Source organism: Paenibacillus sanfengchensis (assembly GCF_036864765.1).
GTDB lineage: Bacteria > Bacillota > Bacilli > Paenibacillales > Paenibacillaceae > Fontibacillus > Fontibacillus sanfengchensis.
In genome coordinates, this window is record NZ_JBAGJC010000006.1 from 253179 (window position 1) to 280115 (window position 26937).

The following is a 26937-nucleotide window of genomic DNA, read 5'->3' on the forward strand; positions in this document are numbered from 1 at the left end:
AAAAGGAGCCGGTACACATGAGACAATATCTTAAAATGGACGAATGGTCGATTATTGAGGAGTCGTTTGATCCCGCCCTGCATGAAATTTCCGAGAGCATTTTCAGCATCGGTAACGGTTATATGGGCCAGCGCGCCAATTTTGAGGAGCAGTACAGCGGCCCGTCCCTCCAGGGAAGCTATATGGCCGGAGTCTACTATCCCGACAAAACCCGGGTCGGCTGGTGGAAGAACGGATATCCGGAGTATTTTGCCAAAGTGCTCAACAGCACGAACTGGATCGGTATTCACGTTCTGATCAACGGCACCCCGCTTGATCTCGCCCAATGCGAGGTAAAGGACTTCGTTCGCCAGTTGAATATGAAGGAGGGCTACCTCTCCCGCCGCTTTGTGGCCGTTCTGAAAGACGGCAAAGAAGTTCAGGTCGAAGCCGTCCGCTTCGTCAGTATGAAGCGTCAGGAAATCGGGGCGATCCGCTATGCGGTGACGCCGCTGAACTTCTCCGGCAGTATCCGCTTCATGCCTTACCTGGATGGGGATGTGCAGAACAAGGATTCCAACTATGACGAGAAGTTCTGGCTTGAGGTGGAGAAGCAGGCCGCACCCGATCTGTCCTATCTGACCTTGAAGACGAAGAAGCTGGATTTTCACGTTACGTCCATCATGACTTTCGATGTGTTCAAGAACGGGCAGAAGCTCGAGTTTGAACCGTATTTGTCCGAACGCGAGAAATTCGTTTCCGCGGAAGCCGCTTTTGACATTGCACAGGGCGAAACCCTTACGCTATACAAATACGTCGCGAACGTTACCTCCCGCAACCACGGGCTGGGACAGCTCGTCGACGCCGGCAAACAAGCGCTCCTTGAAGCGTACGCCGCCGGCTTCGATACCCTCCTTCGCGAACAGGCGGAGGCGTGGACCGAGAAATGGAAAGGCAGCGACATCATTATCGAAGGCGATGTATCGGCGCAGCAGGCCATCCGTTTTAATATTTTCCAATTGAACCAAACTTATACCGGGGAAGACGACCGCTTAAACATCGGGCCGAAGGGCTTTACCGGCGAAAAATACGGCGGCAGCACCTATTGGGATACCGAGGCGTATTGCGTGCCGTTCTATCTCAGCACCGCGGATTCCGGCATCGCCCGCAATCTGTTGATCTACCGCTACAAGCATCTCGAAAAGGCCAAGGAGAACGCCCGCAAGCTCGGCTTTACTAAAGGCGCGCTGTACCCGATGGTAACCATGAACGGGGAAGAATGCCACAACGAATGGGAGATTACTTTCGAGGAAATCCACCGCAACGGGGCGATCGCTTACGCTATTTATAACTATGTGAATTATACAGGGGATAAATCATACCTGAGCCAGTACGGCCTGGAGGTGCTCGCGGAAATCTCCCGTTTCTGGGAAGAGCGCGTGAACTTCTCCAACGCAAAAGGCAAGTACGTCATCCTTGGGGTTACCGGGCCGAACGAGTACGAAAACAACGTCAACAACAACTGGTACACGAACCGGATTGCGGTCTGGACGCTGGAGTATACGCTGGAGGTGCTGGATTACCTCAAGGCCAACGAAAACGCCCGCTACCTGGAGCTGGTCGACAAGCTCAAGCTGACGGAAGAAGAAACCGCAAAATGGCGCCATATTATCGATAATATGTACTACCCGGTGGATGAGGAACGGGGCGTCTTCCTTCAGCAGGATGGCTTTCTCGACAAGGACATCGTACCGGTCAAGGAACTGCCGCCGGAGAACCTACCGCTGAACCAGAACTGGTCGTGGGACCGGATCCTGCGCTCCTGTTACATCAAGCAGGCCGACGTGCTGCAGGGCCTGTATTTCCTGGGCGACCGATACGATATGGAAACGAAAAAACGCAATTTCGATTTCTACGAACCGATCACCGTTCACGAGTCCTCCCTCTCCCCTTGCCTGCATACGATAATCGCCTGCGAGCTCGGCTACCAGGAGAAGGCATACGAGATGTACCTGCGCACCGCCCGGCTGGATCTGGACAACTACAACAACGACACCGAGGACGGCTGCCATACGACAAGCATGGCCGGGACCTGGATGTCCGTTATTCAGGGCTTTGCGGGTCTGCGCGTCCGAAACGACGAACTGGTGCTCAAGCCGTTCATTCCGTCGCACTGGAAGTCGTTCTCTTTCAACGTTATGTTCCGCGGCGCGACGCTGAATGTCAACGTCACCGAAGAGAGCATCATCGTGACGAACGAGACCGATGTGCCGGCCGCGATCCGGATTTACGACAACAGCTACACCGTCGGCGCCCATGGCGAAATCCGGGCGCAAAGAGCGTCGGTTACGGTATAAGCAAAAAGGACAGATTCCCGTTGAATTTGGGATCTGTCCTTTTTTACAATAATGACGCAGTTATAAACATCCGGGCGGTTCAGCAAGACCTAGGGCTGCAATTCTACCCTCGTTTCCTTTTCCGGATCTTCAGTCGTGTAATAGAACAAGTAAACGGTCCATTTTACCGGATATCCACCGATTTGCGTGGTCAAATTCTGATGTTTCGTCGATACATTGCTCAAAAGAAACGGCGTTTTATTTCCTTCGTGTCTGTACACTTTGTATTTGCCAATTAAGGCGATCGGGGTCGTCGGAATGATCACCAGTTCCGCATTTCGTTCAAAGCGAAGTATGGGCAAATCCGACTCGGGTGATAGCCAAATTCCACCCTCGAGGACTTTTCCGCCCACTTCCAACTGATAATTTTGATACGGCAACTGTGCCTTTCGTCCTTTATTCCGTATGTTCAGCCTGATTTGAGTAGGGGTAATGACCACCTCCTCTACAATGTTGTCTGCGCTCCGGCTTCCGACGGGATATTCAGCATCGTCCCTCTCTCGGTTACGTTACTTTTATAACAATCAAACAATAAAAAAGGTTCATTCCGCTCTAAAATGAGTTATATATATACTTTGAACTATTGATTTGCATACTAGTGCCCCGTCAGACAACCTTGACTAACAAGAATTCCTGCAAATCTGCAGGAATTTTCGACGACATAGGCTCGTTTCTCCCAAATCGCTAGAAATTCCTGCAGATTTTGCATCTTTTGGAGTTGGTAGTGCACTAGGCACCTTGATAGCCGTGGGCTTAATACGGGTTTGGATGTCTGTGGGCTTGAGACTGCGTACTTTTCGAGTATCTCACTCACTCCAAATTATAATTGACGCAGCGGATTTTCATTTTCTCCTACTACGATGTCTAATGGGGCAATGGGCAGCGATATAGAGGGTTCTTTTCACACTCTTCATCTGCAACTCATTTGAATTAAAGGGAATTCTTCCCGTTAATTTGGTGCGTATGCGGCTGCAGAGGCGAATTAGCTGGAGAACCTCCCGCTAATTCGCCTGAAATTGTGTATATCGGCAATAGGGCCGCGAAATAGATGGAGTTTTTCCAGCTAAATCCGATCGAAGAGCCAAGAGCGGTACATTAACGGGAGATTTTCCCGTTAATGATGTAAACTCCCGACGGTAGGGCTCAAATCTACAATTATGGATGTCGGCAACGTATCTCCGAAACTATTTCATATCCTTCCCCAACGCCAATTCTTTAGTTCAACCTATATAGAAACGAAAAAAAGCCGCAGGATGTAGGCCTTGCCCACGTTCATCCTGCGGCTGTTCCATATCGCCCATTCGGGAAAGCAATCTAACGGCTACTTACGCGGCAATATCGCTCACCAAATTTTTGATCCATTTGCGGGAGTGGATACGCCACATGCCGATCCCGAAGCGCACAACCTCCTCCAGGGACAGCACAAGATACACCAGATAGACCGGTTGTTTGAAGACAAACGATAGCAGCAGTCCTGACGGAACTCCGATCAGCCATGTCGCCGTCGATTCCATGGCGAATACGAACTTGCTGTCTCCGCCGCTGTTCAGAATCCCCCCGGCCATGATCATGTTTCCGACCTTGACCCACAAGAAAGCGGCAAATACCCAAACCAGGTAAATCCCCAAGCGATGGGCCTCCCCTGAAATGTTAAAGAAGGAAACATACCAAGGGGAAGCTGCGGCGATCACCAGACCGACGGCAAGGGAAACCGAAATCCCCAAAGCGATGAAACGCTTGGCGTACTCCATGGCGGTTTCTTCCTCCCCGGCCCCAAGCTTGTTGCCGACCATTACCGCGCCAGCGCTGGCCAGGCCCGACAGCAAGCCGATACAGATGCCTTGCAGCGGGAAGGTGATCGTCATGGCCGTCATTTCCGTTGTTCCCATCCGACTATAGATCATAGCGTAGGCCGTCTCGCCCATCACCCAGATAAATTCGGTCAGGATGATGGGATAGGTCGTTTGAATGAACTTCTTCAGGAGCGGCTTGGGAATCCCGAACAGGCTGCCGAAATCGACCGAACCCGGAAGCTTGAACTTGTAGACGGCTCCAATGATCAACAAACACTCCGCGATTCTGGAGGTTAACGTGGCGATGGCCGATCCCTTCAATCCCAGTTCCGGAAATCCCCAATTACCGAAGATCAGCATGTAATTCAGCACAATGTTAAGCCCTACTGTAAACAAACTGACGAACATCGGCAATTTAACGTGCGTCGTGCTTCGGAGAATCGCGGAATACATCATCGTAAACAATGTCGGTACATAACTTAGCGAGATGATCTGCAGAAAGATATAGCCTTCTCCCAGAATCCGCTCATCCGTCGTAAACAATTTCAGACAAAGCTGGGGCTCAAAAAGCACAAGCAGCGTAAACAGGAACGACAGTGCAAACCCGGCTACCAATCCGATCCCGAGTAATTGGGAGATGCTCTTGCGGTCCTGTTTGCCCCAAAACTGGGCCGCGTAGATCGAAACGCCCGCCGCAAGGCCGGCCAGCACGACGGAGATCACTCCGTATATTTTCGTGGCCATCCCGACGGAGGCGATGGCCACATCGCCCAACTGTCCCACCATCAACTGGTCCGTGAGCGTGAGCAAAGACATAATCAGGCTTTGTAAAGTTACTGGCAGGGCGATTTTATATACATTTTTATAAAAATCCTTTCTCAACTCATCGCTCATCCAACCTGTCCTCCCGTATTCATACCGCCTTCAAATAGCGCAGCAAGGTGTAATGATCCTTCGGCTGCACTTCGACAACCTTGAACTTTTTGGTAAAATCCAGTCGCGAATAGCCCTCACCATCCACCAGCGTGATATTGGATGCCCCACCGATAATGATCGGAAGCTGCATCAGTATGATCTCGTCGACAAGGTCCTCGTTGAACACGTGCCAATTCAGAAATCCGCCGCCCTCCACCATCAGGCTGTGAATCCCGTAGTTTTGTTCCAGCAGGGAAAACAACTGTACGAAATCGACCTTGTCTTCACCGCAAATCAGGCATTCTTTCCCCCGCTCCCGCAGCAGCTCGATCTTGCGTTCATCCTTCCCCAGTTCTGTCGTCACGAGTATGGTTTGTCCCCCATCCGCCAGCACGTGGCTGTCCAGCGGGATGTCCATCGTTCTTGTAGGTACGATACGCACCGGGTTTTTATTCTCTTCATACCGGTTCGTCAAAAAAGGGTCATCCGTAGCAATCGTGTTCTTTCCGACCATAATCCCGTCTACGGTTCCGCGAAATTTATGAATGTACTCCATATCCCGGCCGTCAAAAAGGCTGAACAAGGGCTTACTGGACTGACCCGGCCCCAACGTCAGTTTGCCGTCGATTGAAACTTGGCTAAATACACTCGTCTTCATGGATTTTCCCTCATTTCCGTTTAGTTGGTTTTTAGGCCTGAACGACATCGGCCATTTGCCGAAAATAACGATCGATCACAGTATAGGCGGAGTCAGCTCCTTCATTCATCAAGCACCACAGGCCGACGCGGATCGCTTCCCAAACGGAAGCCATGGCCGGCTCGATCGGCATGGGACGGCTGTTCTCCAACAATTGGATCAGGGCCGCCCGATCGGCGCCGGCTTGGCGTATCACCTTCTCCCGCGCCCCCTTGTGAACGGGAATTCGCTGCACCTCGGTGCCCCATCTCGTCTGGCTCTCTTCACCGAGCATGAAGGCGGCAAACGAGGAGATTTCCTCCCGGAGTTCCGACTCCAGCGAATGGCCGGGAAAAACGAGCCCAATCGACGAAGACATGGAGAGCGAAGGCCTTCCCAGGACGGAAGGGAGCGGAGCAACGCCCAGCTTGTGTTTCATTTGCCGGTCCAAATAGTTATAGATCCACTCTCCGCAAATGATCGCGCCGATTTCGCCGGCAATGAACCTGTCCAACAGTTCCGTCGAACCGTTCATGCTGGCCAGAAGTCCCCGCTCCGACTGTGTGCGGACAAAATGCAGCGCCCGTTTCATCTCATTCTTGGCGAGACAGGGAGTTTCTCCCCGCATCGGCCAACCTCCAAATGCCGTCAAAAACGGGATAAACGAATAGGGCTCCAGGAGATCGGCGGCAATGGGGATCAGTCCTTTATCGATCAAGCTGCTTCCCCCGGCTTCGATCTCTTCCCACGAGGCCGGAGGGGTGGGATAGATCTCCCGGTTGCAATACAACACCAGATGATTCCCCGTCAGCACCGGCAGGCCGTAGGCGATTCCTTCGGACCGCATGGAACCCGAGAGGTCCGAACCGTCAGAGGCTGCCAGCGACAGCAACTCCTCCGGCACTCGGGAATAGTTCGCTTTCCCCCCGAATCCGGCCATATCCGCCGGAACCAGGGCCATCTGCGGCGCTGCTCCCCCTTCGCCGATGCGGTTCAACCGTGCCGACAGTTCCACAATATTCATCACTTCGGGGATGACCCGAACACCGGTTTGTCGGGAATATTCATGACATAGGCGCTCCAACAGTTCAATGGAGGTGTCTCCCGGACCGTCAAATTCATGCCAAATGACCAATTCTTTCAGGTACGAGCTCATTTTTACGATACCTCCTTTGTCTTTACGGTTTGATTCGGGGATGGTAAAAGACGATGCCCTGGTGGGGCTGCAGCATCCTCCAGTCCCGTCCGCCTTGGGCAGTAGACACTAGGGCGAATTCCGGGTCGGCCAGACTATCGCTCCATACTGTCCAGCCGTCCGATACGGGATAGATCGCGTTCAGACGAATTTCCTGCGGAGCCTCGACACTTAGATTGAAGCAACACACCAGCAATTCTCTCCCCTTCAGATAGGCGTACATCAATACTTCTCCCTGGGCATCAGGTAGAAAAAAGTTTTGGGGACGGATCAGATGCTCCAATTGCTTCTTGCCGGCATGCAAGCGGCTCAGCAAAGGAATCATGGGCTGCGGGTGTGTCCAGTTAATGGCCAGACGGTTGAAAAAAGCCCGCGGGATATCCGCACCGCCCGTATTATCGGCAAGACCGCAGTTCAGAGGCTGCTCTTCGTTCATCTCGATTCCCGTAGTCAGAAAAGGGATGGCATTCGGCAAAAAACTGTTGAAGACGCTCATCATCCGTGCCAGCCGAATCCCTCCACGACTGGTAATTCGCGGGGTATCCGCCGTTTCGGAACAAGCGAATACATGAATGGCCAGCTCGGGGAGCTCCTGAAGATAAGCCTGCAGCGTTTCCACCGAAATATCCGTCATGATCTTCCAGCCGCTCCCGAGCATGACATTATAGCCGGTGCCCGCGGCTTTGCGGTGGTTGCGGTTGAACAAATCCTCACTGATGAGGATGGCGTTGGGTCTGATCTCCTTAATCGTCCGGAACATCTCCTCCAGCAAAGGCACAGGCAGGACATGACCGATATCGATTCGAAACCCGTCGACACCGTATGCATGTAGGTTAAATTTAATGGCCTGCACCAGCATGTCCCACAAGTCCCGGTTCGGTTCCGTTCCGGGATACATATTGCATTTGATCGTGTCAAACAACACATACGGCGGTTGATTCGGCGGCACAAGGTTCCGGACTTGCGGCGCAATATCCTTGAACAGCCTGTAAAACGTAATATCCGTCCAGATCGGTTGAACATCGTTGACCCAGTCGGAATGAGCCGGCGCCGTCGTAATCCCCATATGTTCCTCCACCAGGGACAACAGCGGCTCTCCGGATTGCCGGGCACGTTGTTTCAGACACTGCCACAGCAGAGGATTCAATTCGTTCGGCGGCGGCGAAAATTTGGACAAAAAAGCCGCGGTTTCCTTGCTGCGATAGATGGTTTCGAGCTTGTCCGGGCTGCATTCTTCGAAAAAACCAAGTTCGGAAATATGAGGAGGACGAAAGCCTTCCAAATGTTCCTTGCCGATCCAGTACACCCAATCAGGATGCTCTTCGATAACCTCGCTGTCTCTCGCCGTCACCCTGGGGATAAAATCCACCACGACTTTTATGCCCAGCAGATGACTGGCTTCAACGAGTGCGGCCATTTCATCGTGGAGCGTAAATTCGGGGATACCGTCCAACAAGGAATCGTGCAGTTCGGGATCAAGCTCGAACAAACTATGGATCGCGTAGGGCGAGCCGATGTCACCCTTCCAATGCATTTGGCTGTATCTTGTAACCGGCAGCAAATACAATATATTGACGCCCATCTTCTTCAACAGCGGAAGCAGGATCATCAATCTAAGAAAAGTGCCGGATTGAATGCGGCCGTCATGGTTGTAGTCCCATGCGGCGGAATAACGGACCAGGGACGAGTAGATGACACTGCGGTCGAGACTTTGCTCTTCAAAAGGGTACGATTCGGACAGTTGAAACAAATAGTTAAGATGATGCAACAGAAACGGCACCGGATCTATTTCTATTTCCCCGCGCTTCGTGTCGAGGATACCGGCATATCCGCATTCGTTCCATATCTCAGGTATCCAGATCGGCCGAATTTCCTTAGGTCGGTGTGAAGCCAGAAACCGGTAAAGATATTTCACGCGTTCTTGGCGGGCCATAACCCCCCATCCCCTTTCAGCATTCTTCATATTGGCGACTAGAACACAAATACCGTTTTCATCGTCTCGGCCGGCAGACGCGCACCGGTGGAGAGTTCATATCCCAAAAGTTCCTGAATCGCCGACTCGTATTCGGTTAGCGGATAGCGCTTGGTGACCAGAGACGCGAGCTCGCGATGATCTGCCGCAAACTGCAGCGCCGACTCAAAAGTATGCAGGTATTCGCCAGCCCCGATGATTTTCACGGCATTTTGCACATAATGGGTAGGAGTCAGCACATATTGATAACTCCCGTTAATCCCGAAGGGAACGATTCTTCCGCCCCGCTCCACCCATTGCTCGGCCAAGTCCATTTGCGTCCCGACCGTATCGATAACCACATCGAACTTTCCGGATTGCGGAAAACGTGGGTTCTCTGCGCCGCCCAGTTCCTCCGGCGAGACAACCCGCTCCGAGAACCGGCGCGCAAAAGACAGGCGATACGGGTTAACCTCCGTCCCGACCGTGAAGCAGCCGAGCGCTCCACCTACGATTTGGCACAGCAAACCCATCGGACCCGAGCCCAGAACCAGCACGCGATCTTCCCGGGTAACGCCCGCCGCCCTGAAATTGTGCAGGACACAGGCGAGCGGCTCCACCAAAACGGCCGCTTCCCAGCTCATTCCTTCGGGCAGCCTGTGCACAAAGTTCTCATGAGTCACGAAATAGGGGGCGAACGTGCCCGCAAGGTTCAACCCGGCAATTGGCATCCCTTGTCCGGAACGACCTATGCAAAGATGCAACTGCCCTTTCCGGCAAAAGCGGCATTCCCCGCAGCTCTGGTTCGGGTCGATAACGATGCGGTCTCCCACCCGAACCCTCTTTACGTCCGCACCGGTTTCCACGACGGTCCCCACGGCTTCATGGCCGCGTATAACACCGGGCATCCCCCGCTCCTTCCCGGCGATTACGGCGAGATCCGTCCCGCAGATTCCCGTCAGTTCGATTTTTACTTTTACCTCCCCGGAAGTGCGGCACGACGGGTCCTCCTGCTCGATAAGTTCCAATCGCTCGCGTTCTGTCCATATCAACGTCTGCATCGAAATCCCCTCCACCCTGTAACTTCATATTAGTTCAAACGTTTGCGCAAATCGTTACGACCACATATTATCACTAATATCTGTAAAAGTAAGGTGAAAATTGTCGAATTTCGTTTTTTTCAGAAAATATCAGAAAAATAAAAATGCGGATTGTGGATGTGGCCCATGTTGTCCTTCTCTCCAATTGAAAAAGCCGCAAAATTCCACTCCTCACTAAGAGTTTATTTTGCGGCATTGATCCTGTATCGGAATCAGTTGCTGTCTTTTTCGGATAAATAGGGCAGAATATCTTCGGTGTACGCCCGCAAAATCTCGCCTACGCTCCAGGCCTGAGTGCAGCATCCCCGGCCCGTGCAGGCAAACTCTCCGTCAAAGATTTCCGCAATCCCCCCGATGGCTCCGTCCTGCAGATGATCCTCAAACACCTCGCACATCGCTTTGGCTGTAAGCACAGCTTCCCGGCTGTGGCCGTTCACCTTGCAGTAGGCGGTAATAAATGCGCCAAGCGGGAAAGCCCATACGGTTCCCATATGATACGCCCCATCCCGATCGATAAGCTTGCCGATATATCGGGGCTTGTATTCCTTGTCTTCAAAAGAGAGCGACCGCAAGCCGTAAGGCGTGTACAAATGTTTATAAACGGTGTCCACGACCGCCTTTTGCTTTTCGGGAGGCAGCGCCGTATACGGGAGCGAGACCGCCCAGATTTGATTCGGCCGGATTTTGCCGTCATTCTCGTCCCCGTTCACATCGATCACATCATACAAACACCCCGCCTGTTCATTCCAGAATCGGCGGTTGAAGGATTCTTGCACTCGGTGCGCCAGGGCGTCATAGGGCTCCATGTCGCCAAAACGCTTCGCCAATCCCGCCATGACACGGAGAGCGTTGTACCATAGGGCGTTGATTTCCACCGGTTTGCCGTGGCGCGGCGTGACTACCCATTCGCCGACCCTCACATCCATCCAGGTCACCTGATCCAAACCACTGCCCGCATGGATCAGGCCATCGTCATCCATTCCGATCGAAAAGTCGGTTCCCGTCTTATAGGCAGCGAGGATTTCCTTAAGTGTCGGGTAAATCTTCTGCTCGATAAAGTCGTAATCCCCAGGTCCTCCGGTATATCGCAAATACTCGTGAACGGCATGGAAATACCAGAGCGAAGCATCGGCTGTATTATAAAGCGGTTCCTGGCCATCATCGGGAAACATGTTGGGAATTAATCCGTTCCGCAGGTACCGCGAGAAGGATTCCAGAATTTCTCTGGCGTCTTCGAACCGCTTGGTGGACAGCGTCACCCCCTGCAATGCGATCATCGTGTCCCGTCCCCAGTCCGTAAACCAAGGGTAGCCTGCAAGCACGGTTTTGAGGCCCGTCGATTCCCGCTGCACTATAAAGTGATCCGCAGCCTCCACCAAACGATCGGCAAACCGGTTGCCGTAACCGGCCCGTTCCACCAACCCTTCCATTCTCTTCCTGTATTCGCGGACGATCGCGAATCCGTCTCTGTTATCTAGCGAATCGATGGAACACTTTATGTAAAACGTCTTTCGTTCATACGGTTTCAGCGAAACATGAATTTCATAAGGAGTATAATGATTGTCCACCCCCATGAATCCATTCCGGTTCTCGAACTTGTAATAGTGGGCCTCTTCATATAAATAGGGTGGTGTCGCCATCGTCACCGGGAATGTGGATCTGTCCACATAGTCTCCTTCGGATACCATAAAAGAGATCGTCGTTTCCCGCTGGCTGGAGGGAACAAGCTTCAATGTGTTCCCCGTCAGCTCCGTCTCGAACGAGAGGCCCCCTTTCTCCGAAATCTCTCCGGGAGAACGGAAATTGAACAACGGAACGATGTTTAGCAGCGCGGACTCCCGGCCACCGGTAACTTCATAGCAAACAACCGCCGTATTGCGTCCGTATTCCAAAGCAATCGTTTTTCGGATCGAGATGTCTTCCACCTGATAATCGTATTCGGGAACGGTGTTCAGGACGAAGCGTCTTAAATGACGCTGTCCATCTTTTTGCCAATTCACATACTGCTGCGAGGTCAAATCATAGGTTTTGCTGCCGATCGTCACCTGTTCCTGGGTTCTCGTAAATACGAGCACCCGGTTAACGGGTGCTTTGGGCGATGCCACCAGATATCCATGGGACATCCGGAAACCGCCGCCGGGAACGGAGTGGCTCGCATATCCCCCGATGCCATTACCGATCAGCCATTCCCGTTCATTACCTTCCTCGATAGTACGCCAGGCATGTCTACCCAACACATAAGCCCTTTCCATCCCCACAAACTTCTCCTCCCAATTCCTTATGACTTAAACGTTTACGTAAAAACGTAATGAAAAGGCTCCCCCGTGAATTCCGGGGATGCCTTTTCGGTTCAGTCGGTCACATGTAAAACGACCATGCCGATGCCGTGTACGGTCAGACTGCGCTCCGACAAACTTTGAACAAACTCGCCGCCATAGTGAACCTGCCAAGCGCCGAGATCCGGCAGCTCCAAGGTGACCGGCTCCGGATTGCCATTATACAGTACATACAGGTGCCGATCGGGATCACCGCCGGCATGGTCCCGAAGCGTGTAAGCGACCGCCTGCACCGGAGCCGGTTCAAAGCGCAGATGCTCCCGGATTTCCTCGGCCGTACGCAGCCGGAAGGCCGGATGGGATTGGCGCAGTTTGATCAGGCTGGCCACATAAAGCACATCGTTCTGCCGCTCCGCACAGCGCGCCCAATCCAGGCGGTTGATTTCCACCGGCGATTTGTAGCTGTTCTCCACCCCGTTCTTGGAACGCATAAATTCCTGTCCGGCGTGTATAAAAGGAATACCCTGGCTCGTTAGCACAATGGCGGAAGCCAGCCTGTGCATCCGCCGGAGCTGCTCCCCGGAAGCCCCTTCGGCCGAAAGCGCCAGTTTATCCCAGAGGGTGTGATTGTCATGGCATTCCACGTAGTTGACGCACTGCACCGGCTCCCGCGCATATTGCCCGATGCCTTCGCCGTAACGAATGCCTCCAGCCACCCCGCGCTTGATCCCGTCCTCCAGGCCGCTCCCTTGACTGACAAACCCTCTGTCCTTCTCCTCAAAGTTGCTGCCCTTGATCGCATCGCGTATCCCGTCGTTGAATTGCCCGATTCCCGGAAGCTGCCAGGCGTTCCCCTGATGGGCGCGCCGTTCGTCCGGGAGCACGCTGCCGTCCATGTTCCAGCCTTCGCCAATCAAGAGAATCGTCGGATCGATCTCATCGACGCGGCGGCGGATTTCCTTCATCGTATCCACATCGAGGAGTCCCATCAGGTCGAAGCGGAAACCGTCGATATGGTATTCCCGTCTCCAGTGCAGGATTGAGTCAATGATCAATTTACGCATCATCGGCCGCTCGCTCGCGCATTCATTCCCGCAGAAGGAACCGTTCGAAAACGTGCCGTCCGGTTTGTGGCGAAGATAGTAGCCCGGCACCAGCTTCGTGAAGTTGACCAGATACCCGTCGTATACATGGTTGTATACGACGTCCATGATCACCCGCAGCCCCTTGTCATGCAGCGCTTGGATGCACTGCTTCAGCTCCGTGATCCGGGCTGTCGGCGAGTAGGGATCCGTGGCGTACGACCCCTCCGGAGCATTAAAGTTCTTCGGATCATACCCCCAATTGTAATGGGGCTCATCCAGCCGGGTTTCGTCCACGCTCTCGGTGGAGTAGTCATACACCGGCAAAAGCTGCACATGGGTCACGCCCAGCCCGGCGATGTGGTCCAGCCCGGTGGGAATTCCACCGGGACCTTTCGTGCCGGCCTCGGCCAGCCCCAAATATTTGCCCTTATGCCGAATCCCGCTCTCCGGGTGCATGGACAGGTCCCGGATATGCAGTTCATAGATCACCGCATCCACCGGAGAGGCAAACGCCGGCTTCGCCCTGGACCAGCGTTCGGGGTCGGTCCGGCGGAGGTCCAGGACAACGCCCCGGTCCCCGTTAACGCCGACAGCTTTGGCATAGGGATCGACGGCCTCGTTCACATCCGATCCGATCCGCACCTTGTAATTGTAGTAAACACCGTGAAGATCGCCGGCTTTCTCGGCAACCCAGGTTCCTTTCCGGTCGCGCGTCATTTTTATCGTTTGATCCGGCTCGCTGTTCCAAGAATCGTACAGCACGACCCAGGCTTCCGAGGCCGTCGGCGCCCAAAGACGGAAAACCGTCATCTCCCGGGTATACGCAGCCCCCAAATCGTCGCCTTTATAATTATATTTCTCATCGAATTCGGGATCGAATACGGAAACGCCTTCGGTAACCTCGGGATCGCCGTAATCGAATGTAATGTCAATTTCCTTCTGTACGGACAATGGGATTCACTCCAATCGTATAAATTGTCGCACGAAACGGCTTATTTCATGTAAGGGAGGTCCATTTCCATGAATCTTATTGGATAAACTATTCATCTACTGAACAAGCTTCTCCCCTTCAAAGAGGGCTATATCACTATAGCAGGCTATGAAAACGGTTGCTGTTTAAAATAGGGACTGCGTTAAGACATGCCGAAATAATCGCGTGTTCCCCTACCCCCATCATATGGCAACAAGCCCCTCGAGCGTTCCCCTGCATCCGCCTCCGCCCAGGGGACACTTTGCCGGAATGCTCCGGTTAACTTAAACGTTTACTCCAACTGGTATGTGGTGCATTATACCATTGCCCTCTCAATTAGGTCAATCGTTTGCATAAATGATTATGCACCAAGTTTTTTTACCCCAAATCTTCATTTTCTCTTCTCTATCTCCGATATCAATTAATAGTACTTTGGAACTATATCATTTACTTCTAGACAAACGGAGGATGCCATGTACTGTTCGAATTGCGGCAAGGGTTTATACGAAGACGACAAATTTTGCGTCAGTTGCGGGACTCCGGTAAAACCCCGGGAATTTGAAAAGGAGGAAGGCGGATTGTCTCCTGTCCAGCATTCGGCCCCCTCACACCATCACGCTGATTCCACCCCGAGGAATACGGTGGAACCTTCCGAAGAGGACTATACTCTTTTTGTCGGAAAACGAGCCGAGGATTATCTGCTCCTATGGAGAGAGGACCGTCACTGGAACTGGCCCGCGTTTCTGTTCGGGGGATACTGGCTTTTGTACAGAGGGTTGTACTTGTACTTTTTGCTTTACTTAGTCTGTTTATCCCTACTGGTAAATGTGATCCGTTCCCTGACCTTTCCCGCCTATTATTTGTCGAATGGGGTGGTCTGGACGGTCATCGCGGCCCATTTCGTGCTGCAGGTTGTGTTTGCGGCTTTTGCCAATCAGATTTATTTGCATCACGCCCAGCGAAAAATCCGCTCCCTGAACGTTCGCTTCGACAGATACCCGGATCTGCGGAAGGAAAAAATCGAAAGCGCCGGCGAAACCAGCCTTTACATCCCCATCGCCCTCGCCGTGCTTCCCGTACTGATCGGCATCGTCAGCTTCCTGCTTTATTCGGCGCATATTTATAAAGAAATCAACCAGGAAATCCGGAATATGGAGCAGGGGACAAGTCTGATGGAGTCTGTGGAAACGACCGCCGTGGCGGCCAAAGCTGTTTAGCCTAAAAAACCGCAGCACGGTGTTGAACCGGGCTGCGGTTTTTGATATTGAAAGAGCTGCTTCTCGAAGCTGCGGATATTAACCCGCTTGTTTGCCGATGTATCTCAAATCCTCATAGACCAGAAGGGAGAATTCGGATTTCATGCCTCTCCCGGATTGAGCAAGAACGATCAGCTTTAATTCATTTAAGCGGATATGCCGTTCCGTTTTGGTCTTCGCCTTTTGGAGCGCGGCTACTTTGGCCTGCAGCAGATCGGCCACATCCTTCTTCTTGATCCGCTTCTGCTCCAACCCCAGGTCAACCAGCTCATCGAGATGGTCGATGTCCATCGTCACATCAAAAATGAAATTTTGAAAAGACTTATGACCCAGTTCATCCGCGGCCGTCACGCTCAGCGTATGCTTCCCGGCCGAGAGATAATACGGCTGCAGCCGATTGGGATCCGCGATCTTTTTACCGTTCAGATAATAAACGGACTTCTTGACACCGCTCGCGCGATCCTCAACCGATACCGTAAAAGGAACGCTGTCTTCCGTCTGCAGCACGGCCTTCTCTCCGGTCATACTTACTTCAGGGCCCAGACGGTCTACATTGACATAAAGCGTCTTGCTCTCTTCTAAGTTTCCGGCCTTGTCCACCGACCGGTACTCGATAACATACTTGCCGTCATTGTTAAGCAGGAGGGGAGCGGCGGCCCGCTCCCATGCTCCCCCATTCACCCGGTATTCCGTATAATCCAGGCCGCTGCCGCCCTCGTCCTCCGACACCCACTCTACGGTAACCTGAGTTTTATTGTATACGTTTTGTCCGGCTTTTCCGTTATGCTCCGCACGGGTAACCGGTGCCGCATTGTCAAAATGGACCACATGATCCAGGCTGAGCGGCTTCAGTTGATAAACCCCTTTAAAAATCGCGGCGATCCCGGTGACCTTGACGCGGGTTCCCGCCGGGTAAGCTTCGCTGAAGGCCGACTGGCTGATCCCCGTTCTTCCGTCGATCCGCACCTTGACGCTCGAACCATCCGCTTTGACGGCGTCAAACTCAAAGGATCCCGCCGGTGAAGCCGACGCCAGATTTTGAATAGCGACGTTCTCCAAAGTGATCAAGCGGCCCTGGTTCGTCTCGTCCACACCGCTTTGAACGATCGGCTCCGGCAAAGGGGCCGTTCCTTTTTTCTCGATCAAAATCGGGTTTTCCAGTTCCACCTCACCGTTATAAACCGTTTTTTCGGCACTGATGCGCACCAGATCGCCCGCATGGTACCCGGAAGCCGTTTGGAACACGTAAATGCCCGCGGTTTCATCCTGAACGTAGAACCCCTGTCCGCCAAACACGCCCGGTTCTGAAGTAATCACGCCCTCGACCATAACCTTCGTTCCGTCCAATTTCTGGCGAACCTCCGCAATGGAAGCCAGTTCCGGCACCGGCGGCTTGTCGTCCGGAAGCGGCTCCGCGCTCACATCGGCGATCGTGACCGCCTTCGTCAGCAGATTGCCGCTTCCTTGTTTCAGGCGCAGATTGGCATTACCAGCCTGGCCGGGCTTGAACTGCACGGTCAGCTCTTTGGCCGCATGGCCCAAGGCATCGCCCGTCAGGGAAAACGCCGGGCTATAGTTATAATCCGACCACGTGCCGTCCGCGTTTTTGAAGCGGGCAATTTGCGCGCCACCGGCCAGATAAATCCCTGCTTTCAGCTCGTTTACGGTCTGTCCGGGCAAAAGATTGTCCACCGTTACCCGGATTTGAAACTCTGCGTTGGACGGCAGTTGGGATTGATGAACGAAACCATACACCGGCTGCGGTTGCGGAGTTTCGCTGGAGCCATAGGAACCCGGCTTAAACGTGGTCGGGTCGTACCATTTATACCCCGCCGCCGGCGCGGACCAAGGCTCAGGCTTAGGCTCCACGGATGCCACCGGCTCTTCTTCCGGCCCGAGCACAGTAGGCTGATCCAGTTCAATGCCCGGAATCTCGGCAAAAGAGGTGTAGTTCTCGTCATGGGCCAGCCATCTGACCGTCTGCACCAGGAAAACCCCGTCGTCGACCTCTTTGAACCCGTCGTACGTTTTCTTCTTTTGACCGTTCTCTTCCCTTAAATATTTCGGCGTGGCGTCCTCAACCGGAGAAGAGTCTCCGATGAACGCGGCTTTACCGAGGCCAAGCTTGCCGATCGCGGCATAAGGCCCTTCGGGACGGCCTCCCCCGTTGTAAACCCCGCTGTCTACCGCGTTGCCCCAGGCCGGAATCCCCGTCGGCACATAGACGATCCCCTTCGCTTTTTCGGGATCGAGAATCGCCACCGTCGAGCCGGCATGAACGGCGACCGCTTCCACGTCTGCCGTGATGCCGAACGATTGGGACGGACTCACGATATCATTGGCGTTGACATCCCCAATGGCGTTGTAACGGAAGCGCACTCCAAAGTGATCGGCCAACCAGTCGGAGCTGGTTACTTCCTGCATGGCCGGCGAGTCCGCTTCCTCCGCGCTCATCCCTTTGGCCGGATTTTCGTAAGCGCCGCGGCGGTAGCCGTTAAACACCTCCGAAGCGTCCCAACGGTTTTTGTTGCGGTCGGCATTGTAATGGTCCGAAATGAAAAATACGGCCCCGCCGTTTTCCACATATTGAACGATCGCCGCCTGCTCGGAGGCTTTGAAAGGAATGTTCGCTTCCGGCAAAATAAAGACATCGTAATCTTTCAGCACATCATAGGTGATGGCGGCTTCTCCGAACGTAAAAGGCACAGGGCGATCCAAAGCATCCACCTTGAATCCGGCCGCCCGGAGACCGTCGGCGAAATCGGAGAATGCGCCGTCGATCACCCAGTCCGCTGCGCCCGCCGTTTGAGCATGCGCATGGTCGAACAGCACCTTTTTGCCCGTTCCGTCCGGAAGCGTCGGCGTTTCAGGCTGCTCGCCTCCAGGTTGCTCCCCACCCGGCTGTTCTCCGCCCGGCTGCTCCCCTCCAGGCTGCTCCCCTCCGGGAAACTCAATTTTGGTCACCGATTTCAATCCGGGGAAGTTATTATAGGCGTTCAAGGAACCGGAGACGGTCACTTGGCGGCCGATCAGCTCCGGGTGGGCCTGCAATCCGAAATCGCCCCGCAGGCCGGATGGGACCTGGACATTAACAAGTTTGCCGAGATCCCGTTCTTCCGGCGTATCCGCCAGCAACAAATTATAATCATTGCTGAACGGCGCGTTGAAATTCGCCGTCAGCGATCCTGTGGCATGCCCCACGATATATCCGGTAACGACGGTCTGCTCCCCGCTGTTTCCTTTGGCAATCGCCGCCTCCACACTAATAGAAGCGCCGTTCGTCCCTGCGGAGGACTCGGACAAATCCGTTCCGCCTTGCTCCGGTGCAGGTGCCGTCGGAGACAGCGCATCCAGAGCGGTTACTGCCGGGGCCGGGCCAGGCTGGCTAGGTTCTTCCGCCGCGGCCGGCAGGGCGCCGGCCAGGCTGGTGACGAGCATGGTGATAACCAGTAACCAGTTTAACCGCCTTCTTTTCCTTGCACGCTTCATACGTAATCGATACCTCCCTTAACAATTGTTGGATGAATTCCCTTACAATCATAAAATTCTAACAATTGCCCACTATTTCCTACTTGTAAAAATCATGTTAAAAGAGCGCCGCAAACTCAAATTTCGCGAATATCATCAGCGAACGTTTCTCCAAGATTGCATATATACCTGCAGATTTGCAGTAATTCATCAAGCCATTGAGTCAACACGGAGGGCAACGGGGACGGGGGACTCCTGATAATAAAACAAAAAAGCAGAGGCCCCTTCGCCTCCGCTTACATTAAATCCCGCATCTTCTATTTCTCCGCGCTGTCAGCTATACTCCCGCCTGCTCCATCATTCCCCGGGCGATCCAGACTCCGGCCGCTCCCGCTTGGGCCAGCCCGCGCGTAATTCCGGCCCCGTCCCCGCCGCAATAGAGCCCGGCGATTTCCGTTTCCAGCGATTCCGTCAGCTTCGGACGGGCCGAATAGAATTTGGCCTCCACGCCGTAGAACAGCGTATGCTCGGAAGCGATTCCGGGGGTAACCTTGTCGAGCGCTTCGACCATTTCGATCAAGCTCTTCATCGTATTATAAGGCAGAACGAGTCCGAGGTCTCCGGGTACCGCCTCCTTCAAGGTCGGCTCCAAAAATCCCTCGGCGATTCGGGCCGCCGTCGAGCGCCGGCCCCGCAAAATGTCCCCATACTTCTGTATGATCACGCCGCCATTGGAAAGGTCATTCGCCCGCTCACAAATCTCTCTGGCGTATTCGTTCGGCTTGTCGAACGGCTCGGTGAATTTATGCGAGACGAGCAGCGCGAAATTCGTATTTTGCGAGCCGAGAACCGGATCTTTATAGGAGTGCCCGTTGGCGGCCATCACCCCGCTGTGGTTCTCCACGACGACGTGCCCCGACGGATTGCTGCAAAACGTCCGGACTCTAGTGCCCACCGAGGTGTTGAAAATAAACTTCCCTTCATAAAGATGCTCGTTGATTTCCCGCATCACCACATCGGACGTTTCCACGCGAACGCCGACATCGACCTGATTGTTCGACATTTTCAAGCGGCGCTTCTTCAAAATTTCGGTCAGCCAGGCCGAACCGTCCCGCCCCGGAGCTACCATAACCTTGTTCGCCTCGTACGAATCCCCGTTTTTCAGCAGGATGCCCTGAACCCGATGACCTCCATCCTCCTTAACCGTAATGAGGTCCTCCACTTCCGCCTTGTAAATCATGTCGATCCGGGTTTTCAAGTATTCATAGATCGATTTCAAAATCTCCAGATTCTGTTCCGTGCCAAGATGGCGGACCTGAGCCCTGAGCAGCTTCAAGCCCGCGGCATAGCCGCGCTGCTCGATCCCCTTGACCGCGTCCGTTAGCGGATCGGTAATGACCGGTGTGGCGCCATGCTCCAGATTGATCGCGTCCACATACCGGATCAGCTCCAGCACTTTGGACGGAGCGATGTAATCGGTCAACCAGCCGCCGAACTCGGTCGTGATGTTGAATTTGCCGTCGCTGTAAGCCCCGGCTCCCCCAAAGCCCGCTGTAATGGAGCACGCGGGTAGACAGCCGGCGAACTCTTTTTTCCCGGCAGCGGGAGGACAAAGCGTAATCTTCTCCTCCAAAATCGGACAGCGGCGACGATATATGTCATGTCCTTTATCCACCAGCAGCACTTTCCAGTGCGGCGCCTTCCGCGTCAGTTCATAACAGGCAAAAATCCCCGCTGGTCCGGCCCCGACTACGATGACATCATATTTATTCATCAGTTCAATTTCCTCCTGAAATTCGTTATGGTCTGCAGAAAACGCAAAAAATCCCGACTTCGAATAGGTATGCGCAAGCACCCGTTCGTAGCCAGGAATTTGTGGTTCCTTGTAGAGACCCTCAAACCGTATTTTTGAGGATATACGAATCGTAAAAGCAAATCTATGTTCTCACTGTTACGCTAGTAATAATAGCGTTAAAATACCGAATAAGTCAATAGATAAATTGACCAATATTCGTTTATCATAAATAAGATATGATTTTTCATTAATAAAAATCCACGAAAACGACCAAAACACGAACATTAATCCATAATTTTCGCTATGAAATTATCATTGCTCATTCGCATTAATAATTCACATGCTTTATAATATACTTATGTCTTTATTCATATTTTTAATTAAAAAGGAGTAGATGTAGCGAATGGACAGTGACAGGCTTTTGGTATTTAATTTGGTTTTGGTCGTGATTCTCATAGCCATGACGGCATTTTTCGTTGCGGTGGAGTTTGCGATCGTCCGGGTGCGGGGCAGCCGCGTGGATCAATTGATTGCCGAAGGGCATAAGAAGGCGTTGGCCGTTAAGCAGGTCACCTCCAATCTTGACGGATATTTATCCGCCTGCCAGTTGGGAATTACGATTACGGCGCTTGGACTCGGTTGGCTGGGCGAACCGACGGTGGAGCAAATCCTTCACCCGCTGTTTCACAGCCTCCATATACCTGAAGCATTAAGCGGTGTGCTTTCCTTCATCATCGCATTTGTGGTAATCACTTATCTTCACGTTGTAGTCGGTGAGTTGGCGCCAAAAACCGTGGCCATCCGTAAAGCGGAAGCCGTGGCTATGTTTACCGCAAAGCCGCTCATTTTGTTTACTAAAGTGATGCGTCCCTTCATCTGGACATTGAACGGCTCGGCCAATCAACTCGTTAGGATGATCGGCATCAAACCCGCTTCCGAGCACGAAGAAGCCCACTCGGAAGAAGAACTGCAAATTATTATTAATGAAAGTTTCGAGAGCGGTAAAATCAATCAAAGCGAATATGGTTACGTCAACCGGATCTTCGCGTTTGATAACCTGCTCGCCAAGGAAATTATGGTTCCGCGCACCGATATGGTGTGCTTATATACAGATAAAACGCGGGAGGAAAACCTTGAAATTATCAAGGAGCAGCAATACACCAGGTTCCCCGTCGTCGAACAGAGCAAGGACAATGTCATCGGCACCATCAACACCAAACAGTTCTTCCTGGCTTACGAGGATAATCCCGACTTGGAAGTGGCCTCGATTTTGCAGCCGGTCATGGCCGTGTCGGAAGTAACGCCGGTCAATGAACTGCTGCAGCGGATGCAGCGGGAAGGCACGCATATCGCCATCCTCATCGATGAGTACGGCGGCACCGCCGGTCTTGTCACCATCGAGGACATCCTGGAGGAAATCGTCGGCGAAATCCGTGACGAATTCGACAAGGAAGAGGAACAGCCGCTGGTTCAGCTTAGCGAAACCCATCTGATTGCCGATGGGAAGGTTACGGTCAATCAGATCAATGACCTGCTGTTATCCAACCTGGACACGGAGGATGTCGACACGATCGGCGGTTGGCTGTACGGCAGACACCCCGAAATGAAAGTCGGGGAAACGCTGGAGCACCAAAGCCTTCGTTTCAAACTGCTGGAGAAAGAACCGCACCGGTTCCGGAAGCTGGAAATCATCAAGCTCGCACCGCAACTCGAGGATTAAGATAAATAAAGGTTGCCCTGTCAGCAGCGTATAGCTGGTGTGGGGCAACCTTTTTTGGTGTTGGAGCGGGGTCGAATAACGGGAAAAGCTTCCGCAAATTCAGGCAGTGTACGTAATAGCCCAAAAGCCAGCCGCTAATACGACGGGCAGCCGTAGGGCCAGAGGTATTGCAGCGCACGGTTTGCGGCGGCCTTTCCGCCGCGGAAGGCCGGATCAGCGAGCCGATCACCACCCGCAGCAGTTGCAGCAGGCTCTCCCCGAGCCAACGCCCCGCTCCGGCGGCCAGCGGGACGGCCATCGCGACGATCACCGCCTTGGCGCCTTGTCCCGCATCATAGCACGGCGGAAACCGTCCGGAAAACCGGACGGTTCCGAGGGCTTACAAGGCTGAAATTCCCGACAGCTTCGGTTGATGGACGACGGGGGGGTTCCGGTTCAGTCCTTCTCTGTATTGGACCTCATGGCGGAGCAATGTATGCAAACCGTCGCGCAGGGTATAATAAGGCATCCAGTTCAGCTTCTCCGCCGCTTTCCGGTTGCACATCACACTGTGGCCGATATCCCCCGGCTGCGGCGGAAGAAAATGCAGCGCCGGCTCCACACCGGACAGTTCCCGCAGCAGCCCGACGATTTCCAGCAGTGAAATGCCGCCGCCACCGCTGATATTGACGATGTCCCGGCTCCCGTTTCGAATGGCCAGGACGTTGGCGTGGGCCACATCTTGCACGTGAACGAAGTCCCGCGTCTGCTCCCCGCTGCCGAATATCTCCAGCGGCTGTCCGCTTAAAATCCGCTCCACGAACGCAGTAATAACTCCGTCTTCCCCGGAGCGGGTTGTTTTGAATCCATAGACATTCGCGTACCTTAAAATGACGTAATCCAGTCCGTATTGGACTGCGAACGAGTGAATATACCTTTCGGCCACCAGCTTCGACACGCCGTAGAAGGATTGCGGATCCGTCTTATCCGTCTCTTGAATCGGGATGGATTCCGGCGTACCGTATACGGCCGCCGAGGAAGCGAACACCAGTTTTTTCACGCCGTAACGAACGCACTGCGTCAGCAAATGGATCGTCCCCATGATATTGCTTTCGGCATCCTGGCAAGGATCCTTCAAGGACCGCTGCACACTGATCTGGGCAGCCAGATGGATCACGCAGTCCGGCCGTTCCGTCTCAAAGACTCTCTCCAGCTTTTCGGATACAAGGTCCAATTGATAGATTGAGACGGACTCGTCCTTTCCCGGTACCAGGGCCCCCGCCAGCCGGTCGACAACGACCACTTGATAACCTTGCTCGCGTAATAGTTTTACCGTATGACTGCCGATAAAACCCGCTCCTCCCGTAACAAGCACCTTCATCATTTTCTACTCTCCATTCTAAAATAGGCGGCTGCCAAGCGCCCATTCACGATATTTCCGTTTCCTACTTTATGTGCCGAAGGGCTAATTTATGCGTTGGGTTCATAGGGATAAAACAAAGAGGGAGGTAGAGTATATGAAGCGACGCCCGATTTCAAAGAGGCTGCCCGCTCTGATAGCCTTGTCGTTTTTGGCGGCGTTGGCCTTAACGGTTCCGGCGGTCCTCAGGTACCTTCATGCCCCGCTGGTGCTGAATGTGAAAGAGGCGGGAGCCCGGGGGGATGGAGTCACAGACGATACCGCTGCCTTCCGCCTCATTCTGCAAAAAGCCGCCAATCACAAACATGGGGCGGACATCTTGATCCCGGCCGGGACTTACCTGCTCGACCCCGAACACCCCCTGCCCCTGCGCAGTCATATCCGGCTGATCGGTCAGGGAAGACCGGTGCTTCGTTTCGGCTTGCCGGGTACCGATCAAACCGGCTACGAAGCCCTCTCGGTAACGGGCCGGCGAATAAGCATCGAGGGTATTACCATTGACGGCGCTTACCGTTTGATCCGCGGCATCGGCGTCCATACCGGCTCGGAGCGGGTGCGGATTCGGGACATCGTCATCCGGCAAATGAGCCAGCCCGACAATCCCCACAGCCCTCTGTATTCCGCCGTAGTCAGCGGGATCATGATCTATGGGGGGACGCGGGAGGTTACGGTGGAGAATTCCACCATCTCCTATATTTCCGCAATCCATCCGTCACCTGTGGCACGCGGCATCATGGTGTGGAACAATCCGGGAGTCCCGCCGGCGAACCAGGTGCGGATTGCGGGAAATCGCATTTCCCACATTACCCCCCGCGAAGATGCGGATGCCATCCACTTTGACCAAGCCGCTCCCGGTGCCCCGCTGTCGGATTCCGTTGTCGAGAACAACCGGATTGCCTACAGCGCCAAACGGGGCATCAAAATCGCCGCCCCAGGCGTCCTGGTCCGAAATAACGTGATCACGAATCCTTATCGCGGAAATAATCGCTACCGCTTCCCGGAATCCGACCGGATCCCCCAGGATATGTATGCGGCCATCTCCGTGTACGCCAGCGATGTGACCGTCTCGAATAATATCATCGACGGGGCCGGAACCTTCTACGCGGCCATCGAAGCGGACGCCGGGACAAGAAGCCTCAGCCGGATCATTATCGAAAATAATGACATTGGCGCGAGCTCCCCCGGCGCCCCCTCCGAGCCTCCTGCCAACGGCACCGGCATCCGCCTCGGGCGAATCAGCGGCGCACGCGTGACGGGAAACCGGATTCGCGGCATGCATACGGGCTTCTTTCTCCCAAGCGGCGCCATCGACCGCGCCGAACAATTCCGCGGCAACGACATTATCGATGCGGAAACGGATATACGTTATCCGGCGGAAGCCGCACAGTCCCGCGGGAATCCATAAAGGCCGAAGCGCCGGGAACTTCGGCGGAAAGACCAGCGGAAGCCCCTGTTGGGGCGTATGCCGGGGAAGCGGAGGATGCAGGGGATGCCCCGGCCCCGCTCACTCCCTTGGCCTGCTCCCGCTGCAAGACGACGCGGATCGTCTGGACGAGGATTTTCAGGTCCAGCAGCAGTGAGTAATTATGGATATATGCCAGGTCGTACCGCAGTTTATCGGCCGCCGTTGTCGCGTAACAAGCCATCACCTGAGCGTATCCCGTCAACCCGGGCTTCACGGCCATACGGCCATCATAATGCGGCAGCTCGGCGCTGAATCGGGAGACGAAATGCTCCCGCTCCGGCCTCGGCCCGACGAGGCTCATATGGCCAAGCAGTACATTGACCAGCTGCGGCAGTTCGTCCAGCCGGGTCGCCCGCATCCATCGGCCGAGCCGGGTAATGCGCTCGTCGCCGTCCCCGGCGAGAACCGGCCCGGTGCCCGCCTCCGCACGGTCCACCATGCTGCGGAACTTCAACAGCGGAAACGGCCTGCCCCGGAGGCCGAGCCGTTCCTGCACATACAGCGCTCCCCCTTTGGAGGTCAGCGGCACAGCAACGAGCAGCAGCAGCATCAGAGGGGAAGCCGCGATGAGGAGCAGCGCGGCAAGTCCCAGATCCGCGCCGCGCTTGATGAAACGCTCCGTCCGGGTCAACCCGGGCGGCCGCAGCGAATACAGCAGTTGGTCATCCAACTGCTGCAGCTCCGCCCCCCGGACGGACAGCTCCAGAAGCTCCGGCACCATTAGCACCTCCACGTTCCGGGCGCCGGCCAGCCTCACCGCTTCTTGGCGCAAGGCCGGCGGAACGCCCGGACCTACCAGGAGCACCCGGGTGCCGTCGAGCAGCAGGACTTCCAGGCGGCGCAGTATTCCCGGCCGTCCGGTGTCCCCCTCCCCGCCCGTCCGCAATACGCTGTGAATCTCCAGCCAAGGCCGCCCTCCCTGTACAAGTTTCCGGGCGCATTCCAGATCCTCCTCGCGGATTCCCGTGAGGAGGACGGTCTTTTTATGACGCGATCTTCTCCACCCGATAAAGAACCATAGTGCCCGAAACCCGGACGAAAGAAGGAGCTGAAGGCTCGAAGCAACCAGGATCAGCGGGTATAAGCCTTCCTCCGTCTGCAGCAGTTCTTGCAACACAACAACTCCTGCGGCCGCTGCGGCATGGGACAGAAACAGATTCCACACCAAATGCGCGGGTTTCTGCCGACCCGTTGCGTCATACAAGTTGAACAGGTAGAAGGTCAGCAGCGTAACCAGCCCTGTCCATGATATCAGCAGCAAAACTTCCTCCCTGGGAGGTGCCGCCCCCCCGGGTGTCAGCCGAAGTACCGCCGTCCAGCTTGCGTAAATCCATAGGCCGTCCAGAAAAATAAGGCCCGCCCGCGGCCCTTTGGTGCGCAATGACTTGATCAAACTTTTTCCCCTCCATTTATCCGATCGGTGCTTTCTCTCTATCTATACGGCACGGTATGAAAATCAAGAACGGGAAAACTTCGCTTCAACAACGGACGCGGCAGA

The 26937-nt window shown here is 54.2% G+C and carries 16 protein-coding genes, 1 pseudogene and 1 riboswitch; of the genes and pseudogenes, 5 read left to right on the plus strand and 12 right to left on the minus strand.

Going from position 1 to position 26937, the window contains the following annotated elements; genetic code table 11:
* Positions 1-17: 17 nt before the first annotated feature.
* On the plus strand, positions 18-2336 hold the full coding sequence (locus V4U84_RS15540; RefSeq protein ID WP_334074894.1) for a glycoside hydrolase family 65 protein: 2319 nt from the start codon (positions 18-20) through the stop codon (positions 2334-2336).
* A gap of 89 nt (positions 2337-2425) precedes the next feature.
* On the opposite strand, the gene V4U84_RS15545 is transcribed toward V4U84_RS15540, so the two are convergent.
* The 8 genes from V4U84_RS15545 to pulA form a co-directional block, all read right to left on the minus strand.
* Positions 2426-2755, minus strand: a complete 330-nt coding sequence (locus V4U84_RS15545) for a hypothetical protein (RefSeq protein ID WP_334077492.1) — start codon at positions 2753-2755, stop codon at positions 2426-2428.
* A 945-nt stretch (positions 2756-3700) separates the two neighbouring features.
* A complete protein-coding gene (locus tag V4U84_RS15550) occupies positions 3701-5062 on the minus strand; it encodes an MATE family efflux transporter (protein WP_334077493.1) in 1362 nt (453 codons plus the stop codon).
* A 19-nt stretch (positions 5063-5081) separates the two neighbouring features.
* Positions 5082-5741 (minus strand): RibD family protein, encoded by a 660-nt coding sequence (locus V4U84_RS15555; protein WP_334074897.1) that lies wholly within the window; start codon positions 5739-5741, stop codon positions 5082-5084.
* 31 nt (positions 5742-5772) lie between these two features.
* A complete protein-coding gene (locus V4U84_RS15560) occupies positions 5773-6915 on the minus strand; it encodes a sugar ABC transporter substrate-binding protein (RefSeq protein WP_334074898.1) in 1143 nt (380 codons plus the stop codon).
* A gap of 22 nt (positions 6916-6937) precedes the next feature.
* Complete coding sequence (locus tag V4U84_RS15565; protein WP_334077494.1) at positions 6938-8887, minus strand: alpha-amylase family protein; 1950 nt, start codon at positions 8885-8887, stop codon at positions 6938-6940.
* Positions 8888-8925: 38 nt separating this feature from the next.
* The gene (locus V4U84_RS15570; RefSeq protein WP_334077495.1) at positions 8926-9966 is read right to left on the minus strand and encodes a zinc-dependent alcohol dehydrogenase; all 1041 of its coding nucleotides are present in this window, start codon (positions 9964-9966) and stop codon (positions 8926-8928) included.
* Positions 9967-10217: 251 nt separating this feature from the next.
* On the minus strand, positions 10218-12257 hold the full coding sequence (locus V4U84_RS15575) for an amylo-alpha-1,6-glucosidase (protein WP_334077518.1): 2040 nt from the start codon (positions 12255-12257) through the stop codon (positions 10218-10220).
* A 98-nt stretch (positions 12258-12355) separates the two neighbouring features.
* Positions 12356-14317: a type I pullulanase gene (pulA, locus tag V4U84_RS15580; protein WP_334074901.1), complete on the minus strand. Its 1962-nt coding sequence runs from the start codon at positions 14315-14317 to the stop codon at positions 12356-12358.
* Positions 14318-14809: 492 nt separating this feature from the next.
* Between pulA and V4U84_RS26940 the strand changes: the two are divergent.
* Positions 14810-14875, plus strand: a pseudogene (locus V4U84_RS26940) (zinc-ribbon domain-containing protein); the annotation flags it as partial.
* A gap of 102 nt (positions 14876-14977) precedes the next feature.
* Positions 14978-15553, plus strand: coding sequence for a DUF2628 domain-containing protein (locus V4U84_RS15585; RefSeq protein WP_334074902.1), 576 nt, complete (start codon positions 14978-14980; stop codon positions 15551-15553).
* Positions 15554-15631: 78 nt separating this feature from the next.
* Here V4U84_RS15585 and V4U84_RS15590 read toward each other — a convergent pair whose 3' ends face one another.
* Together V4U84_RS15590 and V4U84_RS15595 are read right to left on the minus strand one after the other, a co-directional pair.
* Positions 15632-19081: a DUF6359 domain-containing protein gene (locus V4U84_RS15590; RefSeq protein ID WP_334077496.1), complete on the minus strand. Its 3450-nt coding sequence runs from the start codon at positions 19079-19081 to the stop codon at positions 15632-15634.
* Positions 19082-19397: 316 nt separating this feature from the next.
* The gene (locus V4U84_RS15595; protein ID WP_334077497.1) at positions 19398-20834 is read right to left on the minus strand and encodes an NAD(P)/FAD-dependent oxidoreductase; all 1437 of its coding nucleotides are present in this window, start codon (positions 20832-20834) and stop codon (positions 19398-19400) included.
* Positions 20835-20902: 68 nt separating this feature from the next.
* Positions 20903-21002, minus strand: a riboswitch (purine riboswitch).
* 256 nt (positions 21003-21258) lie between these two features.
* Between V4U84_RS15595 and V4U84_RS15600 the strand changes: the two genes are divergently transcribed.
* Positions 21259-22575 carry a hemolysin family protein gene (locus V4U84_RS15600; RefSeq protein WP_334077498.1) on the plus strand — a complete coding sequence of 439 codons (1317 nt, stop codon included), beginning with the start codon at positions 21259-21261 and terminating at the stop codon, positions 22573-22575.
* 379 nt (positions 22576-22954) lie between these two features.
* On the opposite strand, the gene V4U84_RS15605 is transcribed toward V4U84_RS15600, so the two are convergent.
* Positions 22955-23938, minus strand: coding sequence for an NAD-dependent epimerase/dehydratase family protein (locus tag V4U84_RS15605; protein ID WP_334077499.1), 984 nt, complete (start codon positions 23936-23938; stop codon positions 22955-22957).
* A gap of 133 nt (positions 23939-24071) precedes the next feature.
* Between V4U84_RS15605 and V4U84_RS15610 the strand changes: the two genes are divergently transcribed.
* Positions 24072-25379 (plus strand): glycosyl hydrolase family 28-related protein, encoded by a 1308-nt coding sequence (locus V4U84_RS15610; protein WP_334074908.1) that lies wholly within the window; start codon positions 24072-24074, stop codon positions 25377-25379.
* Here V4U84_RS15610 and V4U84_RS15615 read toward each other — a convergent pair.
* The gene (locus tag V4U84_RS15615) at positions 25315-26832 is read right to left on the minus strand and encodes a sugar transferase (RefSeq protein WP_334074909.1); all 1518 of its coding nucleotides are present in this window, start codon (positions 26830-26832) and stop codon (positions 25315-25317) included. The two genes, V4U84_RS15610 and V4U84_RS15615, sit on opposite strands and share 65 nt — an antisense overlap.
* Between the last annotated feature and the right edge of the window lie 105 nt (positions 26833-26937).

Coding starts and splice junctions, on each gene's coding strand:
- V4U84_RS15540 (WP_334074894.1), top strand. CDS start 18: ATGAGACAATATCTTAAAATGGACGAATGGTCGATTATTGAGGAGTCG.
- V4U84_RS15550 (WP_334077493.1), bottom strand. CDS start 5,062: ATGAGCGATGAGTTGAGAAAGGATTTTTATAAAAATGTATATAAAATC.
- V4U84_RS15555 (WP_334074897.1), bottom strand. CDS start 5,741: ATGAAGACGAGTGTATTTAGCCAAGTTTCAATCGACGGCAAACTGACG.
- V4U84_RS15560 (WP_334074898.1), bottom strand. CDS start 6,915: ATGAGCTCGTACCTGAAAGAATTGGTCATTTGGCATGAATTTGACGGT.
- V4U84_RS15565 (WP_334077494.1), bottom strand. CDS start 8,887: ATGGCCCGCCAAGAACGCGTGAAATATCTTTACCGGTTTCTGGCTTCA.
- V4U84_RS15570 (WP_334077495.1), bottom strand. CDS start 9,966: ATGCAGACGTTGATATGGACAGAACGCGAGCGATTGGAACTTATCGAG.
- V4U84_RS15575 (WP_334077518.1), bottom strand. CDS start 12,257: ATGGAAAGGGCTTATGTGTTGGGTAGACATGCCTGGCGTACTATCGAG.
- V4U84_RS15590 (WP_334077496.1), bottom strand. CDS start 19,081: ATGAAGCGTGCAAGGAAAAGAAGGCGGTTAAACTGGTTACTGGTTATC.
- V4U84_RS15595 (WP_334077497.1), bottom strand. CDS start 20,834: ATGAATAAATATGATGTCATCGTAGTCGGGGCCGGACCAGCGGGGATT.
- V4U84_RS15600 (WP_334077498.1), top strand. CDS start 21,259: ATGGACAGTGACAGGCTTTTGGTATTTAATTTGGTTTTGGTCGTGATT.
- V4U84_RS15605 (WP_334077499.1), bottom strand. CDS start 23,938: ATGATGAAGGTGCTTGTTACGGGAGGAGCGGGTTTTATCGGCAGTCAT.
- V4U84_RS15610 (WP_334074908.1), top strand. CDS start 24,072: ATGAAGCGACGCCCGATTTCAAAGAGGCTGCCCGCTCTGATAGCCTTG.